The organism is Rhodovibrio sodomensis, assembly GCF_016583645.1.
Classification (GTDB): domain Bacteria; phylum Pseudomonadota; class Alphaproteobacteria; order Kiloniellales; family Rhodovibrionaceae; genus Rhodovibrio; species Rhodovibrio sodomensis.
Genome location: NZ_NRRL01000001.1, coordinates 205,630 through 222,026, shown reverse-complemented (window position 1 = coordinate 222,026; position 16,397 = coordinate 205,630). Strand labels below are relative to the sequence as shown.

The following is a 16,397-nucleotide window of genomic DNA, read 5'->3' as shown; positions in this document are numbered from 1 at the left end:
CCAAGGGCACGAGCAGACGACCGCGACCCGCCTGCCAGGTCGGCAGGCGGGTTTCTGGTGTGGTCGGTTGGTCGGGATCAGTCGCTGTAGGGCGTGTAGCCCTCGGCCTCCATCGCGGCCTCCATCTCGGCTTCCGCGATGCCCCAATCGTCGTGGGAGGTGCGCAGTTCGATGACGCCATCGAACGCGATGCCGTCCGGCAGCTTGACCCCGCCCATCTGGGAAGCCGTTCCGTCCGGTCCCTCAAAGGCGTAGCCGCGCGCCTCGTAGGTCCGGATCGTCTCGGCCACGAACACCTTCATCGGCAGCGCGCCGGTGTGGAAGCTGGGCGGTGAGGAGAGGTAGCGGGCGACGGCCATGGGTGCGTCATGGAGGTCGCTGGCGACCGCCTCGTCCACGGCGGCTGGCCGGGCGGCCCGAGCCGCAGGCGAGCCCTTGGCCGGCTCCGAATGCGGCGCAGGCTCGGGCGACCGAGCCGAACGCGGCACACGGCCGGAGTCCGCCCGGTCCTGGAACACCCGGGCGAGGTCGCTCAGCTCCTCGTCGGTTCGGGAGACGCGGCTGATCGCCTCCTGCCAGGTCTCGCAGTCCTCTTGGTCGGCGACCTCGACGACCAGGAAACGCAGCAGCCGGTCGCCGGTGGCAGTGACGCCCTCCAGGCTATGAAGGGTGCGATAGCGTCCGTCGAGCCATTGATCGGCAACGACTTGCTGGAAGGAACTGAGATCGCCGCGATAGGGGCCGGCGGGGTCGACCGGGCCCTGGGCGTGCATCGCTTCGAGGAGTTCCTCGATCCGGACGACATCTTCCTGAAGGATCCGGACTGCTTCGTGATCCGTGCCGGCGTCGGCGAGTTCGACCAGAACATGATGGAACAGCGGATCGCCGATCTGCTCGGCCTCCTCGACGCTCGACGTGTGGGCGAATTCGCCGCCGGCGTACTGCGCGACTGCGAGCCGCTGCTGCGGGTTGAGGCCGGCCTGGTCGCCGTTTGGTGCGTGGTTGGCTCCCGGTGTCGCGCTGGGCGCGGACGGCGAGACCGCGCTGCTTCGCTGAGCGCTCGCGAGCTCGTGCCGGTTCCGGTAGCCGAGGCTTGCGGCGAGCAGGTCGATCGCCTGGGTGTGGCGCAGCTTCAGGCCGTGCTGCTCGTTAAGCGCGGCACTGAGGCGGCGCGCCATGGTTCTGGCCGCCTTACGGCCGGGCAGAAAGTCGATGTCGGACATGCGAAATCGTCCTCGCGTTCGAGGCGGACGGCGCTCGAATGGGAGCGATGGATCGGGAGGGGCGCGTTTGTCCCGACCGTCCCGTCCGCGGATGAACTGCGGAAGACGAGGGTCGGAGCTGGAGATGCGACGATTGACCGTGACCCCGGATGGGGCCGCGCCCGATACGCCCGTCGCGGCGTTGACGTGTCAGCCACGCCTCCCAGCGGTCCGTGGACCGCTGAGAGCCGGGGCCGGCTGATGCGATGTCTCTCCGCGCTGCCCGCGCGGGCGGCCTGGATCGACCTCGCGCAGGTGGGTCGATCCAGGCCGCCGCAGGCTAGATCATCTGTTTCCTGGACGACAAGCGGGGCGCTTGCCGCCCTATTCCACGCACTCGCAGGCACAGACTTCGAGGCCGAGCAGGCTCGCGCGCGCCTTGTGCTCCGCCTCTTTCGTGCTGGTTGCGCGGACGTAGACGATCAGGTGGGTGTCGCGCCCGGGGATCTCGCCCGGCACGCAGAAGATGTTGAAGTCCTCCCGGGACGGCCCGACGAACTCGACCATGTCGAGTTCCGGATCGCTCATGACTGATCTCGCGCGTGCGCTTCTTCGACCGCGGCCTTGAGCTGCTCGACAGGCCGGCAGAGGCCCGGCTTGCCGAGATCGGGGTGGGGCGCAAGGAGCGGGTAGCGGTCTGGGAAGTCGGCGAACGGGGCCTCGCGCATCTCGGATGCCAGCGGGTTGCGGGGCCCGCCGTGAAGCAGCGTCAGGGCCATGTCGCGGGCGTTCATCACCGAGGCTTCGTTGCGGCTGTAACCGATCGGCTGGAGCAGCTCGATTGGCAGGCTCATGAACAGGTCCCGGAGGGCGTCATCCGGCCTGCCGCGGAGCGCGTGGCTGAGATGCCAGGCGTGATTCAACCCTCTCAGCAGCAGGTAGTGCTGGTGATGCAGGTTGTGGCAGGTGCGGATCAGCTTCTCGGGGTCGAGCTGAACCTCGAAGGTGAGCATCTGTGAGGGCCTCCCGGTCGGGTCTGTGCCAACCGGTACATGGGATTGGGTTCACGGATCGGGCCGCGACGGGCGTACCCGCCGCGGCCCTACATGATGCGACGCTGGGCTCACGCGCCGGTCTCAAGCGGCGGCCGGCCGAAGTCCGGCTCGCTGATGCCTTGGGCGGCCAGGTCGACGCCCTCATGCGCGAGCAGGTGATAGAGCGAGGCGTCGGCGCCGATGTGCACGCACAGCAGATCGAGTGCGGCGTTGACGCTCTCAACCGTGACGCTCGCGTCCGCGCTCACACCGGCGTCCTGCAGGAAGGTTTCCGGACTGTCGGCGAACCGATCGCGCAGATCGCGCAGCAGCGGGGGTAACGAGCTAGCCGTCATCGCCTGGAGCAGGCGCGTCCCCATGCGGAGCAGCGCGCGGCTCAGGCTCCGGGCGTCGGTCGCCGGCACGTTCTGAGTTGCTAGGACGCCTTCGATCCCGGCATGGGTCCGGGCGAGCACCTCGGGGATTGGCGTCGTGGCGTGAAAGCGCTTCATCAGATCGTGCAGGCCCTCGAGTGCACCGATGTAGCTTGTTTCGCCGAGACGATTATCCGGATCAGTGAACTCCAAAAAGGTGCGCAGGGGCGCGTGCCGGCGGTCGTCCAGGCGGTCGTCCAGCCTGCTCGCCTTGACGTGGGATAGGCCACACCAGGTGAACAGGGACCGGGCGTCGATGATCGGCCGCCGCGGGTCATGCGATGGATGAGGCCGGCCGTGGAGGCGATTGGGCGTGAAATTGCACCCGAGCGCCAGCAGGACCCGGGTGTGATGCGCGATGTCCTGGGCGGACAGGTGCACTTCCTTCTCGATGCGCGCCGTCGAGGCCGTCGGGGCCGTCGACCCCGGCACGAACCAGGTTGATTGATCGGCGTCGCGGGGTGCCATCCGCGGTGCGCCCGCGGCGGCCAGCGCCTGGTCCATCTCCGGCTCGTTGAGCGGTGTGACGTGCACGGCGCGCAGGTGGCCGACCGCTTCGCCCTCTTCCGAGATCAGCTCGGCGAGCTCGCCGAGGCTGGCCAGCGTGTAGCCGTCCTCGGCCTCGCCGGTCGACAGCACGTCGATCACGTAGCGGGTGCGGAAGTAGTGGGCGTGGCGCGGCGGCAGCGACCCGCGCGGATCCTCGCCGGTTTCGGCGAGGGCGCGCATGGCGTTCGCGCTGTGGAAGCCGAGCGCCTTCGCCATCGCGTTCAGGACTTCGGTGTGGGGGACGTCGTGACCCTTGGCGCGCAGGTCGCCGCAGACGCCCTTGGCGAGCACGGAGGTCAGGGCGTTGGAGGGAACGCCGGGGGTGAAGTCGGTCATCTGGGCACTCCTCGTGCGTGAGCGCGGACATCATCGAGGCAGGTCGGGAGTCGGGTCCCGGGTCGAGCAGGCCGCCTGGCCCGACGCCTCTGTTGCCGCGCTGGACGGGAACGAGGGATGCGTCGGGAACGTCGTGCGAGCAGTCGGCGCGGAGCCGGCTGCCTTGGATGCGAATTCTTTAGCGTACCGGGTTGCCCCGGCGCGGCCGCAGAGCGTTCGCGGACTCTCACAAAGGATGGGTCCGCGAACGCCTGGCGGGCAAGCCTGAAGCCACGAGAGAACGGCGGGCGCCGTGGGGCGCCCGCCGTTGTCGAGGGATAATCCTTGAGGTGGAAGGAGGTGTCAGCCGGTTTGCCGGCGCACTTCAGGGAGGGTGTGCTTGGCGATCACCCGGACGTCGTCTGGTGGGCCATCTCGTCGAGAAGCGCGAGCGCCCCGCGGGCGGAGAAGGCGCCCCGGGCGGCCATGCGGCGCACGAAGGCATCGGCCTCGGCGTCGGTGGCGAAACGCTCGGTATCCGCGGTCCGGATGCACCCGGTCTTGCGGTCGACGATCCAGCCGGCCATTTGCGTGCGATGATCGTTGCTGGGATGCGGCGGCTTGGGCCCGTGGGCCTGCTTGCTGCAGATCTCCATCGCCTCGATCGAGTAGGACTTCTCGCAGTTATCCGCGAAGTAGATGTCGATCAGCGTCTCGTCATCGAGCTGGGTCGGGTCGGCCGCTTCGTCTTCCAGGCCTTCCTCGGCCCAGTTATCCAGGATCATCCCGATCAGGTTTTCCTGGGCTGCGTCGCTGCTGTCGAACGCCTCGATCGCAGAGCCGAACTTGTCGTCGATGCGCAGCACGAACACCTGGTCGTGGTCTCCCGCCGCCGGCTCGGTCGAGGAATTGGTCAACGGGCTCTCGTCCGTCTTGGCGGCGGCGAGCATGGTGTTGACGTTCTTGTAGCCCAGCGCGGCGGCAAGCACCGAAAGGGCCTCGGCGTGCCCGATCTGGAGGCCATGGGCGGCGTCCATGTGGCGGGCGATGTTGCGCGCGATCTCGGTTGCGCGCGGCTTGTCGATGGTCTGACGGATCATCAGCGGCTCCTGTGCCGTGAGCGTCCCGCTGGCCCGCGAGTTCGCGGTGGTGTGGGCAGGTGACCCCGAATTGCCTCCCGGCTCGGACCAGGGGACTGGCGGATACCGTGGATGAGCGTCATCGCGAGTGGCGGATTTACCGTCGGCGCGTGCGCCGCGGGGTCAGTGGGCGGACCGCCGGCCCTCAGCTATGCTTGAAGGTGGGAGCGCGTGCGGCACCCCGGCCTCCACCGACTTTGAGAGGCCGGGGCGCCGGTGCGCGGGAGCCTTCTGCTCGGTTCGGTTCACGAGATCGGATTCTTCGGGATCGATGTCGTCACAGAGCGGATAAACGCGAGGGGTCGGTGGATGCGGATGCGCCTGGTGTGGTGGGGAACGGCTCTTCTTGCGACCCTCGAGCCTTCGGTATTCCGGGTCCTGGTCGTGCTGATCGTTTTGTTGATGCTCGACCTCATCTGGCACATGCGCCACGGGCCGCGAGTCAGCCCTTTCTGACACCGACCCCTCAGGATGCGCCGGTGGTGTCGTAGGTCCCGCTTGCACGGAAGTTGGTGAGCAGCTTGTCGCCGTCCGGCCCCTCGAAGCCCTCGCCTCCGGCCCAGGTGACGTAGAGACCGAGGCTCCGCGGGAAGTCGACCAGCATCATCCGATCCTGGGGTGCGCTTGCGTAAAGGATCCAGAGCGCGGCCTTGTCCTGGCCGTAGCGGAAGCGGTACTCGAGCAGCTGCGCCACAGCCTTGCGCATCTGCGCGGTCTCGTTGGACGCGGTGAGCGTCTTCACCTCGAAGATCGCGGGCGCCCACTTCAGTTGGACGAACAGGTCGACGTGAACGCTCTCCTCTGGCTGGAAGCCGTGGTCGCGGAAAAGGCGGGAGAGCTCGGCAACCAAGTGTTCGTGGTTCTCGCGCGCGGCGCGCAGGGCCGCCAGGTTTAGATGACGGTGGCCGCCGGATGGGCGGGTGTTGGCAGCGCCGTCGGCGTTGTCAGCCCGGTTTTCCGGTGCAGACTTGGCGCCGTCGCCAAGCCCCTCGTGGGCTGCATCGAGGTGGCGCAGCAGGCGTCCGAGGTAGGCGGACGTCCCGAGCTCCTGAAGCGTAGTCAGAAGCGCGCTGGGATCGCCGCCGTCCTTCAGGGTGGCGCGCAGACCCGCCAGCGTACTCGAGATGCGCCGGGCCGTGTTCCGCTCGATATTGAGGGCCGCCTGAACCGTCGCCCAGTCCCATTGATCCTGCTTGGCGACGCGCGTGAAGATGCCCTTGCAGTCGCCGATACGGTCGAGGTCCGGGATGTCGCGCTCAGGAGCGCGGAGGTAGGCGCGGATGGCCTCGGCGCCGCGCCGATACACCGGGCTCATCCGGTTGCTGATCGGCAGGAAGCCGAAGTCGCCCGTGATGCTCTGGAGCTGCTTCGGGGCGATCAGCCCCTCGAGCCGGGTGCGAATGGCCTGCCGGCGCGCTGGGTCGACCGCGGGCTTCGCCTTATGGTCTTCGCTCATAAACGGGGATGTCCTGCGTGCTCGGGCATAGGTCGCGGCGCCAATATGCCGGGAGTGGCCGTGCTGGAAAAGATCGGCTAGGCGCCAGGCGCGCCGACCTGGATCCATAGATCGCGATCACGGCGTCGGTGCTTGGGTCCCGCCGTGACCTTGGCGTGCGACTGCCAGGTGACGAGGAGCGCGGGCTCGCCGGCGAACGAGGTGATCTTCGTCTCGGCGGGCGAGTCGAGCATGCGTGAGAACGCGTAACCGGCACCCCGGCTCGCATGGGCGAGGCAGCGATCGCTGACCAGATCGCCGGAGAGGCGCGCGTCCGCCATCCGCTCCTTGCAGAAGTCTGTGAGGCAGCCATTCTGATAGGCCTCGTAGAGCGGGATCGGCTGCGGCTGGCTCTGACCGAAGCGGTGCATCAGCTGGCGGGCGCCGTTTCTGATGACGATCTCCGGTGCCTTGCCCCAGTTCGACGGTTGCTCTCCGCTGACCGCGATCCGGGCGAGCGCGGGGCTGGTTCCGCCGTCGAGCGGCAGCAGGACGAGATAGAAAACCGCCGGCATCCTGGTGTGGTATAGCCGGAAGAAGCGTCCCTGGCTCATGGCGTGGCTCCGCTTGCGGTGCCGGCGAGCCGGCGGTGTGCCGCCAGCAGCCGGGCGATCGTGACGAGATTGATGGTCGAGACGGCGAGTTCGTTCAGGACCCCGCCCCAGCTGCCCATGGCCAGGTTGTAGGTCAGCCACATCATCGAGCAGAGCAGCATCACCGAGCGCATGCGCCAGCCCGATAGCAGGAACATCGCGGTGGTGCCGATGATCGGTGCAGCGGCGGCGAGAAGGTCGACCGGCGTCTGGACCGTCAGGACGGCAAGCGTGGCGAAGGCCGTCAGGATCAGGGCGAGCGTAACCGGCCCGCGCCGGTCGCGGGCGAACCAGGCCCGTGCCACGGCGATGATATTGGCGCCCATGCCGACCCAGGCGCCGAGCAGAGCGAAGTGCAGCGCGAACAGGCTATGTCCGGCGATCAGGATCAGGAAGAAACGCCGATCGTTCCTGGACGCGAAGGCGCTCAGGGTGGCGGTCATCGCGAGAAGTCCGACGCCCTGGATCATCAGCTGATCCAGGGTCAGGCCAGAGATGGCGCTCTCAAGGGCGTCGAGCATCTCGGTCAGATCCCCTTTGGTCTAGCATGAAAATGAGGGCCGCAGGCCTCCTAGGGCGCAGGGCGATCGGGTTAAATCTTGAGGTCAGGCGATCCGATGACGCGCGGCTCCGGCCAGGGCATCAGAGCTGCGGGCTCGACCGGGGTCCCCGCGAGGGTCTCGCGCGGGACGCGTCGGGCCAGATCGACCGAGACGGGGCCCGGGAGGGAGACGCAAGTGCCCGCGTCGAGCAGCCGGCGTCGCAGCTCGGGGTGGAGGCCGCGGTCGAGGAGGGTCTTGCCGGCCTCGGCGATGGCGACCCCGTCGGGGTTGTCAGGGTCCATCTGGTCCAGGGCGCAGAGCAGCTCCGGGTCGAGGCCGGTCTCGGCCGCCGCGATCAGGTGCGCCCGCAGGTCCCGGTCGCGGCCCACGGCGGCCGCGACATTCTCGTTGCCGAAGTCGAGCGCGGGCCCTGGGATGAGGTCCGAGGCGCGGCCGAGATGCTGTTCGGTGCGGCACTCTCGCAGGGCGACTACCACGGCATCACCGAGCGTGTCCTCGTCCGGCCAGAGGTCCGGGCGATTGGGAGTGACCGCGACCTCGAAGACCACCGCGTGGTCGCCGGCGGGCGCGAAGGCGCGCCAGTCGTTGCGGGCGTTCGTGGTTGCGTAGCCGACGGCGGTGGCGAAGTCGGGGGTCAGGTAGACTCGCCCCTGGATCGGGGCCAGCCGGGCACGCCGTGGATCTGGGTGCGGACGGGGAATCTGCCGCAACCCGTCCTGGAGGATCCGCGCGGCGTCGGCCAAACACGGACAGCCGTGGTAGAGAGGCAGCATCGCGGGATACCTCCAGGGTTGGGGTGAGGCCCCGACCCCTGAAGGGACCGGGGCCGGGGCGTCAGTAGCCGGTGCGCAGCTCGCCGAAGTGCGTCTCGATCAGGCTGCGCAGGTCCTGGATGGCGCGGCCGATCTCCGGACCGAGATCCACCAGGAGCTTGACCGGGATGGGCCGGAGATCCCGCTCGTCCGGGTCCTGGATACCCACCGTGCCGGCGCTCGCGTCGTAGGTGAGCAGGGCATCCTGCTCGCGCTCCGCGCCGGTCCGGTGCAGGCTCCAAGAACAGCTTGGGAAGACCGCGTTCTTTACCAGCCGGGCGCGCCAGCAGAGCTCGCCGGTTTCCATCCGGCCAGCGCGGAGCGGATGGTCGGCCGGCATCTCGACGAGACCAACCGGACCTGTCATCAGCCCAACCGTGGCAAGCGACTTCGCGGCGAAGCCGAGCCCGGTTGCTTCGCCGAGCTGCATCAGCGCCTGCTGGATGACATGGCGGGCTGCATCATCGAGGTCGCCGATCAGATCCAGGGCGAGCTCATGCGACCTGTTCACGTAGACGCGGGTGTAGCCTCGGACGTCCGGTTCCGAGACCAACCAGATCCGAGGGTCGTCGGCTGCGATCAGGTTGTCGAGGAAGCTGAAGTTGGTGTGTTCCGGGCTCGCGACCGCCAGCACCGCCCCGTCTTCGCCCTTGATCTCGAGCGTGTCGTGGAAGCCGCCGCGGATCTTGACGGGGACACCGTTCAGCAGGCCGTAGCCGATCTCGCGGAGAGCGCGGGCCAGCTTGTCCTGGAGCTGGTAACCACAGGCGATGGCGACCGAGGCCAGGTGGGATAGTTCTTGCTGGCAGGCGCGCGGCTGGCCGTTGACCGGGTAGAGGGTCACAGCGGTCACGCTCTGACGGCGAAGCCGGTGCGAGAAAGTCAGACGCCCCGAGCCGTCGAACACGTAGCGGACGCCAGCGTTCTTGACGCAAAATCCAAGATCGGGTCGGGTCTCGCCAGTGACGATGTCGATCAGCGGACGACGGCGCTTTTGCTCGGGCATCTGCGGGGAGCCGTCGACGTCCTTGAACGGCGTGTCCGGCAGGTTGAGCTCCAGCGTGTAGCCGCTGTCGGCGATCGCCGCCCGGTAGCCCTCGACGTGCGCCGGCGAGATCGGCGAGGCCAGATGGCCGACCATCGTGTCCGATCCCAGATGGGGGCCGCCGGACCACTGAGGCTCGAGGAGCTTTCGGCTGCGATTGACATAGATGCGTGTCTCGCCGGCGTCTGTGTGGAGGCGGTACAGGGTCCGGTCGTTGATCTCGATCCGGTCGAGCCGCATGCCATTCCCGTGCGCGACGGTCTGCGAGAGGGCATCGGGGGTGGTCCAGCCGGTCGGGCCCGGCATCGGCCGGTCGATCATGCTGCGGTCGTCGTTGTAAGAGACGCTCAGGTTGGCTCCCGGACGGATCCGGAAGTCCTGCGCGAGCGCGCAGGTAGGATCGACCGCGTTCAGGATCCGGGCGAGCTCCGTGGCCTCGATATCGACCGGGGTGATCTTCTTGATGAGGCGCCCATTGAGGGTCGTGCCCCCGAACAGCGGCTGGTAGCGACCGTGCTCCCGCACGACCCAGCTCGAACGATCGTCGGCCGGTCCGTTGCAGTAGATCGCGGTGTGCCCGTTCCTGCTGACTGCCTCCGGCGCCATGACGTCGTCGATCAGGGCGAAGCCACCCTCTTCTTTCGTCACGATCGCCGGATCGGCTACGCGCGTGACAGTCGCCAGCTTGGACAGGCCGGCCGCGAGGTCGCGGATGGTATCCGGGGAGGCGTTCAGGCCGAGAAGCTCGCGCCCGCCAGACACCACGCCGTCGTTGATCCGCAGGGCGTGGAAGCTCTGGTGGCGCGGTTTCGGGAACTCCGCGATCAGGCGGGAGCTGTTGCCGCGCAGGATCAGGTGCTGACCCTCGTGGATCACCGGGAACTCGCCGGCGTGGTAGCCGTCGATCAGGCCCAGGTGTGGCCTCGACCGGCTGTCTTGCGTGAGTGGATCGGGGTAGGCGCGCACGAGCGGGCCGAGGTCCCGCGCGGCGTCCGAGCCTGGAACCGCCTCGAACTCCTTCAGCACCCAGACGCGTTGCGTGGCGTCTGGGGCCTGGGAATCGCGGCGATCGAACCGCGCGGCGGCGATCGCACCGGTGTCGTCGAAGAGCCCCCAGACGGCCGCGTGGCCGCGCGCGACGTCGCCCGAGTAGAAGCCGCGCGCAAGGCAGTTCTTCAGGCGCTGGCCGACGGCCTTCAGCTCGTTCGGCTGCAGGCGCAGCCACTCCCTGCCCGAAGGGGTCTCGATCCGATCCGAGCCGGGCGCGCGATCGGTCTTCTTCGCCAGGCGCTGGCGGGCCATCCGGCGGGCCGTGAGGTCGAACCAGCGGTCGGCGTGCTCGAGCGCCTGGTCGACCGTGGTGCGGTTCAGGGACTTCAGGCGCTTGCTCGCCTCGGCCTTGGCCTCGGGGTCGGCCTTGCGCGCGGACGCGGTGCGCGCGATGTCCTGGAGCCAGTGGGAGAGGTGCGTCAACTTCTGGGCCGCACCCTCGTCGATGCGCAGTTCGTGCAGTGCCCCGCCCGCGGCGATGACCTGCTGAGCCCAATCGGGGATGTCGGCTGGAATCTCGTGGATCTGCACGGCGCAGGCCGGGCGCTTGCGCAGCCAGACTGATGCTTGCCTCTTGACCCAGCGATTGATCCGGGTGTCCTTGAAGGCGCCCAGGATCCGACGGGCCTCGGCGTGGGCGCTTGCCGGGTAGAGGTGATTGATCTGCTCGGGCTGGGTCATCGGTGTTCCTTCTTTGATCAGACGTCATCTCTGCCTGGAAGCTGTGCTCGTGCTCTGTCCGCTGGCCGGACGGCGCGCCCTGCTCCCCGAACCACGGGAGCAGGGCGCCGGCGCCGGCCGTGAGGCGCGACCCGACTGGGGAAAAACAAAAACCGCCGGCCCAATGGAGCCGGCGGCATGCGAGGACTTTTGGGGCCTGCGAGGCCGGGCTCAGGTCTAGGTGTCGCCGTCGGGCTCTCGCGGCGCTTCCAGGGCGCCCCACACCAGGCACGCGGCCAGCGGGCCAGCGATCCAAGGAACCAGGAGCGAGGCGTACTCACTCAGACCGCGGATGGTGTGCTCGGCGATCGGCGGAAGCGGGAAACCGCTCAGGCCGGCGCTGACCAGGGCGGCGAGCATCGACGCGGCGATCGATAAGATGAACGGCACGAACATACGGCCGAGGATGGCGAAAAACCGTCCCCGGGTGAGGCTCAGCGCCTCGGATAGGGAGGTCGGCGTCGGGTCCACGAACGTCGCTGCCCAGGGGGCAAGACGGACGGCGATGTAGATCATCGCGAGCGTGCCGGGGATCGCGGAGAGGCCGACACCCTCGAGCGGCGCACCGAGGGCGAGACCGATCAGGGCGCCGAGCAGCATGCTGCCGGTGAACGGGAGCAGCAGAAGGGCCTGCAGCTTGATCGAGCGCCAGACCCAGACCAGGGCGACACGATCGAACAGGTTGATGAAAACCCGCATGGACTCACCGGCACGCATCCAGCGTAGCGCGCCGATATGGACGGTCGTCGCGGAGGTGAGGACCGCGAACAGCAGGGTGGCCAGCGCAACGACTGTGCTGATCGAGGACCCAGGCGTCACGACGGCGGGGCCGCTCTCGGTCTGGTCGGCGAGCGTCACGCCGAACCATGCCGCCGCGGCCACAGACGGAAGGATGCTGGCGGCGATCTGCCAGGGGTGTTCCCGAACGAAGTTCCAGCTGGCCTGGGCCGTCTGGGTGAAGACCTGGGAAAAGCTGGGTAACTGGGGAGCGAACATGCGGCCATCCTCTCGTGTGCGGGCGTGGACGCCGGCGGAGATGGTGGCCGGGAGCGTGCCGCGTCGTGGCGGCGGAGCGTGAGGCTCCGCCCCCGGCACGACCGCGTGGTTCAGGCTTCGAGTTCGGCGTGCGCGTCGCGGTGCGTCCTGCTCGCCTGCCTGGTCTGGTCAGCCGGTGCGCGCACGCCAACCAGCTCCCCGAACAGCTCGGTCGCCTTGTCGACACTGCGATAGCCCGAGCCGTCCACCCGGATCGCGGCGAAGCCGTCCTTGCCAGGTGCCAGGCGGCCTTCCTTCATGAAGATCAGCGTGCCGCGGTTGGTGACGGCGGCCGGGCCGGCATCGGCATGCAGGCGGCCGTGCTCGTCGCGGCTCTCGAAGATCACGTGCTCGCGCCCGCTGAAGAGCTTCTTGAATCGCTGCCATCCGCTCATCTGGCTCTGCGGGTTCTCGAAGTTGAGCAGGTGATCGCCCTTGATGTGCTGGGGCATGCCGAAGGCGTGCAGGTGCTCCTCGATGCGCGCGGCCGACAGGTTGCGCTCGGCGTAGGGGCAGCTGTCGAGGCCGACGATCTCCGGGCGGGCGGTTCGGGCGATGCCCATGGCGGCGATGCCGCCGCCGGTCTGCGAGTAGCGCGCCATCTCGTCGCGCAGTGGCTTCAGGGGCGAGGTCGGGCCGGCATAGCCGAACTTGGTGGGCGACTTCGACATAACGGGTCCTCCGGATCACCTGGAATGGGCTTCCTAGAGGTGGAGGTGGTAGTGGCCTGCATGCCTGCTTCCGCAGGGCCCGCGCGGAGACGAAAAAAGGCCCGCCGCGCCGGTGGGCGCAGCGGGCGTGTCAGTTTGACCAACAGAAGGAACACGATGATGACCGTCGTGTACTATCTTGAGGTATCGCCAGTGACCGCGGTCACAAGGTCATCGCCTCAATTTTTATCGAAATTCCAAAAGCGAGGTGGGTCGCGTTAGGCTGAGGACGGGGGCGTGCGGGACCAGAGCCTGTCGAGGCCGCCGGCCATGACCCGGGTGAAGCTGCTCTTGCGGCCCGTCCGGTGGTCCACGGCCCGGTTATCCTGCGCACGGTACGTGCGGACCTTGTCGCCGCGCTGACCGGTCCCGACCTGTTGTCGCCGGCTGCCGTCGATATCGGCCTTTCGCTGCCCGTCGAGGAGGGCGTTGAGGTCGGCATCGAGGGCGGCGCGTGCGTCGCGCAGGTTGGCCTGTCGCGAGCGGCCGGTGGCGGTGCGCACGAGCCCGGTTGGCAGGTGGCGGATCCGGCAGCAGTTCGCATGCTTGTTGCGGTGCTGCCCGCCGCTTCCGGTGCCGGCGAACCAACTGATCTCGTAGGCATCCTCCGACCGCTCAGCGGCGGCGCCCGCCGGCATCGGCTGGTCGGCCGCGAGCACCGCGACGGTCACGGTGGAGGACTGTACGCGGTCCCGCTTTTCGGTTGGCGGAACGCGCTGGATACGGTGGCCACCGGCTTCCTGCTCCAGTGCGGCGGCGCCGCGGCCGCGGATCTCGATCACGGCGGCGGGGTTTCCGGCGCGCGTGGCCGGATCGAGCGCGCGATGCTTTCAGCCGTACGCGGCGGCGAGTTTGGCATAGGCGCCGGCGAGATCGGCGGCGAACAGGCGGGCGTCCTCGCCGCCCTCGGCGGCGCGGATCTCGATGATGCGGGTGTCGAGCGTCATGGGAAGGCTCCTGTGGCTGTGTGACGCGACGAAGACGAGGCAGGCGCGTTCGAGATGGCCGGGCACGAGTGTGCCCGGCCGCCGTCACATATAGCCGGGGAGCCGGGGCGGCCGCTCAGGGCCGGTGGTGAGTCAGGAGCCCTTGGTGTAGTCCCGGGCGCCCTCGCGCGACGGCGCGATGTTCTTGATGGCGAGGGGGGATTTGCCGGTGGTACCGCCGCCGTGGTGAATGAAGCCGTTGATGCCCTTCATGAGATCGGTCTCCTTGCTTGATGTCCGTCGGGTGCGAGAAGCGCGAGGGTCGTCAGATCCCGGTTTTCTTCAGCGTCGGGCCGTTGCCCTTGATGCCGGCCGCCGGCGCGGGTCGGTTAATCGCGGTCATGAGTGCGGTCCTTGGTTGGGGCGTGCGGGGCCAGCTTAAATCATTGAGACGCGTCGCCAGCGGAGACGAAGTTGTCCTTGTCGACCGCCGCGCGGCGGTAGCCGTAATCCTTCTCCGTCGCGGCGTGGATGAAGCCGTTGTCCTTTTCCATTGTCGAACTCCTGTGAGCGGGCGGCGTGTCGGGCGCGGCCGGCGCTAGTCTCTCCAGACTTCGCGGCGGGAGCCACAGCCACCGCCCGGCGTGCGGTCGCGCGCGCCCTCGCGGGCCGGGGAAAAGCCGTTGATGCCGCGGTGGTCGCGGATGCCCTCACAGGCGGGGCCGTGGCCGTTCAGGCCGCGGGGGATGGTGTCGAAGCGCATGACGTCTCCCAGGTTTAAGGGTGCGGGAACCGAGATCAGACCTCGGACTTCTTGCCGCGCACGATGCGGTGGATACCGAGCGCAGGCGCGCGGTCCTTCCAGCCTTCGCCGCGCCTGGCCTCGATCACGGCCAGACTGACCGGCTCGCGGGTAGGGCGGGTGCGCTTGGACGGACGGGTCATGGTGAACTCCCGGGTTCGCGTGGGGCTCGGCGCGCGCTTCAGCGCACGCGCCTTCCTGGCACGTCGGCGTGGCGCGCGCCTAATGGGGATGTGGGGTTGAAGCGCGCGGATGTCCGCGCGGCGGGTTGAGAAGGCGCTGCGGGGCGGCCGCAGCTGAGCGCCAAGACCGAATTTCCCGGCTACCGGCCGCGGGCGATCTGTCGGCCGTGCGTGGCGATGTAAGCGCGGTATCGTGGGTTGAGCGGCTCGCCGCCCAGCAGGCGAGCGCAGATGGCCTCCTCGATCGACCGCGCGGTCAGCCGGCTTGCCGGGTCGTGGGCATTGATGTAGTTAGCGCGGGCGACCGCCGCGGCGTCGAGGGCGGCCTGGACCTCCGGCTTGAGGAAGGCGCGGGCGTCCGAACTGTGGGAGCGATCAAGAAGGCCGGTCGTCATCGCACGAGGGTTCCGTGGGTCATGTGGTAGAGGCGGTGCCAGGTGCGGGATCGAGGCCCGCTCCGGCTGTGTGGTACGCGTCGGTCACTCCGACCCGGAGGTCACGCGCGCCGGTCCAGTAGATCAGGCGCAGGCGGCCATCGGCGTCCTCGGCGAGAGCGGTGTTGCTCTCCACCCAGTCGCCGTCGTTGGCGTAGACGATGCCGTCGATCGTCTCGATCCGGGCGTGGTGGATGTGGCCGGAGATCACGCCGTCGAAGCCGCGATCGCGCGCGGCCGCGACCAGATTCAGCTTGTACTGCCGGGCGATCCGGACCCGTTCGAGCAGGCGATCCTTAAGGAACACCGACAGAGACCACCAGCCAAGACCCAGGCGGCGGCGCACCGCGGCGATCCGTTCGTTCGTCTTGACGCCCAGCAGGTAGGCGAGGATGCCGAGCTTGAAGCTCATACCGGCCTCGCCTCGGGGCGGCTCGTAGAGATCGCCGTGGGTGACCAGGAAGCGCCGGCCGTCAGCGGTCTCGTGCACGGCCTCTTGCGCGATCTCGACCCCGGGCAGCCAGGCCCGCGCGCCAGCGCGTTTTCGCAGTTCCGGATCATGGTTGCCCGGCACGATCACGATCCGCGTTCCCGCGCGCGCTTTCGCCCTGAGAGCGCGGATCACCTGCTGGTGGCTCTCTGGCCAGTAGAAGATCCGCTTGAGGCGTTTGATGTCCCAGATGTCACCGACGAGGTAGATCGTCTCGGCGTCGTTCCGGTCCAGGAAATCCAGCAGGTGCTCGACCTTGGCCAGCCGGGAGCCGAGGTGGAAATCGGAGAGAAAGAGCGTGCGGTGCCGGGTCATCGTGTCTTCGCAGGTTGTCTGGGCGGATACTGCGGGATTTGGCGTTGAGAAGTGGTTGCCGCTGTACGTCTGCGATGTGACCGAATGACGGCGGCTCAATTGCGGACGCGTGCTCAGCTGTGGGGGCGAGACAGCCGCGGGGTGGCGAACCGGCCGTGCTCGATCGATGGTGCCCACGCGTGGTTGCCGCGCTGGCGCGGTCGCTTGTAGCGCCCGGCGATCGAGGAATAGCGGCCCGGGCCGTTGGTCCGCTCGTAGGCCCAGGCCTTGCGGTTGCCCATACGGTGGGGCGAGTCCCCGCGGGCGCAGCGCTGGCTGATCGCCAGGATCGCCCAGAAGGCGCCCATCCGCCGCAGAGATATCAGCTGGGAGAGGTGATACGAGATTCGGGCGTGGTGGGTCATTTCGGGATCGACCGACAGCGGCCGCGACAGCGGGCGGGCAATTCGGTATCGGTCGAGTGGGGTATCGTCTTTGGATCTCACGACGGGGCGGCGGCGTTTCATGGCGGGGTTCTCCTAGTGCGGGTGGTGGCGACGCGGATGACGGCGC

18 protein-coding genes and 1 pseudogene are annotated in these 16,397 nt (G+C 68.4%); all 19 read right to left on the bottom strand.

The annotated features are described in order from the left end of the window. Positions 1–77: 77 nt before the first annotated feature. A complete protein-coding gene (locus CKO28_RS01315; protein WP_200338728.1) occupies positions 78–1,223 on the bottom strand; it encodes a hypothetical protein in 1,146 nt (381 codons plus the stop codon). Between the two features lie 363 nt (positions 1,224–1,586). After that, entirely contained in the window at positions 1,587–1,790 is a 204-nt protein-coding gene (locus CKO28_RS01310) for a hypothetical protein (RefSeq protein WP_200338727.1), read from the bottom strand. Next, positions 1,787–2,215, bottom strand: coding sequence for a hypothetical protein (locus CKO28_RS01305; RefSeq protein ID WP_200338726.1), 429 nt, complete (start codon positions 2,213–2,215; stop codon positions 1,787–1,789). Before CKO28_RS01305 ends, CKO28_RS01310 begins: the two co-directional genes overlap by 4 nt. Before the next feature lie 110 nt (positions 2,216–2,325). Next, complete coding sequence (locus CKO28_RS01300) at positions 2,326–3,555, bottom strand: hypothetical protein (protein ID WP_200338725.1); 1,230 nt, start codon at positions 3,553–3,555, stop codon at positions 2,326–2,328. Between the two features lie 386 nt (positions 3,556–3,941). Beyond that, positions 3,942–4,634, bottom strand: a complete 693-nt coding sequence (locus CKO28_RS01295) for a hypothetical protein (RefSeq protein ID WP_200338724.1) — start codon at positions 4,632–4,634, stop codon at positions 3,942–3,944. Between the two features lie 505 nt (positions 4,635–5,139). Next, complete coding sequence (locus CKO28_RS01290) at positions 5,140–6,129, bottom strand: hypothetical protein (RefSeq protein WP_200338723.1); 990 nt, start codon at positions 6,127–6,129, stop codon at positions 5,140–5,142. A gap of 77 nt (positions 6,130–6,206) precedes the next feature. After that, on the bottom strand, positions 6,207–6,722 hold the full coding sequence (locus CKO28_RS01285; RefSeq protein ID WP_200338722.1) for a hypothetical protein: 516 nt from the start codon (positions 6,720–6,722) through the stop codon (positions 6,207–6,209). Further along, a complete protein-coding gene (locus CKO28_RS01280; protein ID WP_200338721.1) occupies positions 6,719–7,282 on the bottom strand; it encodes a YgjV family protein in 564 nt (187 codons plus the stop codon). Before CKO28_RS01280 ends, CKO28_RS01285 begins: the two co-directional genes overlap by 4 nt. 71 nt (positions 7,283–7,353) lie before the next feature. Next, positions 7,354–8,097 carry a hypothetical protein gene (locus CKO28_RS01275; protein ID WP_200338720.1) on the bottom strand — a complete coding sequence of 248 codons (744 nt, stop codon included), beginning with the start codon at positions 8,095–8,097 and terminating at the stop codon, positions 7,354–7,356. A gap of 61 nt (positions 8,098–8,158) precedes the next feature. Further along, on the bottom strand, positions 8,159–10,912 hold the full coding sequence (locus CKO28_RS01270; RefSeq protein ID WP_200338719.1) for a hypothetical protein: 2,754 nt from the start codon (positions 10,910–10,912) through the stop codon (positions 8,159–8,161). A 216-nt stretch (positions 10,913–11,128) separates the two neighbouring features. Then, a complete protein-coding gene (locus CKO28_RS01265) occupies positions 11,129–11,947 on the bottom strand; it encodes a hypothetical protein (protein ID WP_200338718.1) in 819 nt (272 codons plus the stop codon). A 110-nt stretch (positions 11,948–12,057) separates the two neighbouring features. Beyond that, the gene (locus tag CKO28_RS01260) at positions 12,058–12,657 is read right to left on the bottom strand and encodes a hypothetical protein (RefSeq protein ID WP_200338717.1); all 600 of its coding nucleotides are present in this window, start codon (positions 12,655–12,657) and stop codon (positions 12,058–12,060) included. 257 nt (positions 12,658–12,914) lie between these two features. Further along, the gene (locus CKO28_RS01255) at positions 12,915–13,334 is read right to left on the bottom strand and encodes a peptide chain release factor-like protein (RefSeq protein WP_242480293.1); all 420 of its coding nucleotides are present in this window, start codon (positions 13,332–13,334) and stop codon (positions 12,915–12,917) included. Positions 13,335–13,370: 36 nt separating this feature from the next. Further along, a pseudogene (locus CKO28_RS28190) lies at positions 13,371–13,643 on the bottom strand (PCRF domain-containing protein); the annotation flags it as partial. Positions 13,644–14,220: 577 nt separating this feature from the next. Next, positions 14,221–14,385: a hypothetical protein gene (locus CKO28_RS01245; RefSeq protein ID WP_200338714.1), complete on the bottom strand. Its 165-nt coding sequence runs from the start codon at positions 14,383–14,385 to the stop codon at positions 14,221–14,223. A 35-nt stretch (positions 14,386–14,420) separates the two neighbouring features. Next, a complete protein-coding gene (locus CKO28_RS01240; protein WP_200338713.1) occupies positions 14,421–14,567 on the bottom strand; it encodes a hypothetical protein in 147 nt (48 codons plus the stop codon). Between the two features lie 179 nt (positions 14,568–14,746). Further along, a complete protein-coding gene (locus CKO28_RS01235) occupies positions 14,747–15,001 on the bottom strand; it encodes a hypothetical protein (protein WP_200338712.1) in 255 nt (84 codons plus the stop codon). 19 nt (positions 15,002–15,020) lie between these two features. Continuing rightward, positions 15,021–15,845, bottom strand: a complete 825-nt coding sequence (locus tag CKO28_RS01230) for a UDP-2,3-diacylglucosamine diphosphatase (protein ID WP_200338711.1) — start codon at positions 15,843–15,845, stop codon at positions 15,021–15,023. A gap of 113 nt (positions 15,846–15,958) precedes the next feature. After that, entirely contained in the window at positions 15,959–16,351 is a 393-nt protein-coding gene (locus tag CKO28_RS01225; protein WP_200338710.1) for a hypothetical protein, read from the bottom strand. Between the last annotated feature and the right edge of the window lie 46 nt (positions 16,352–16,397).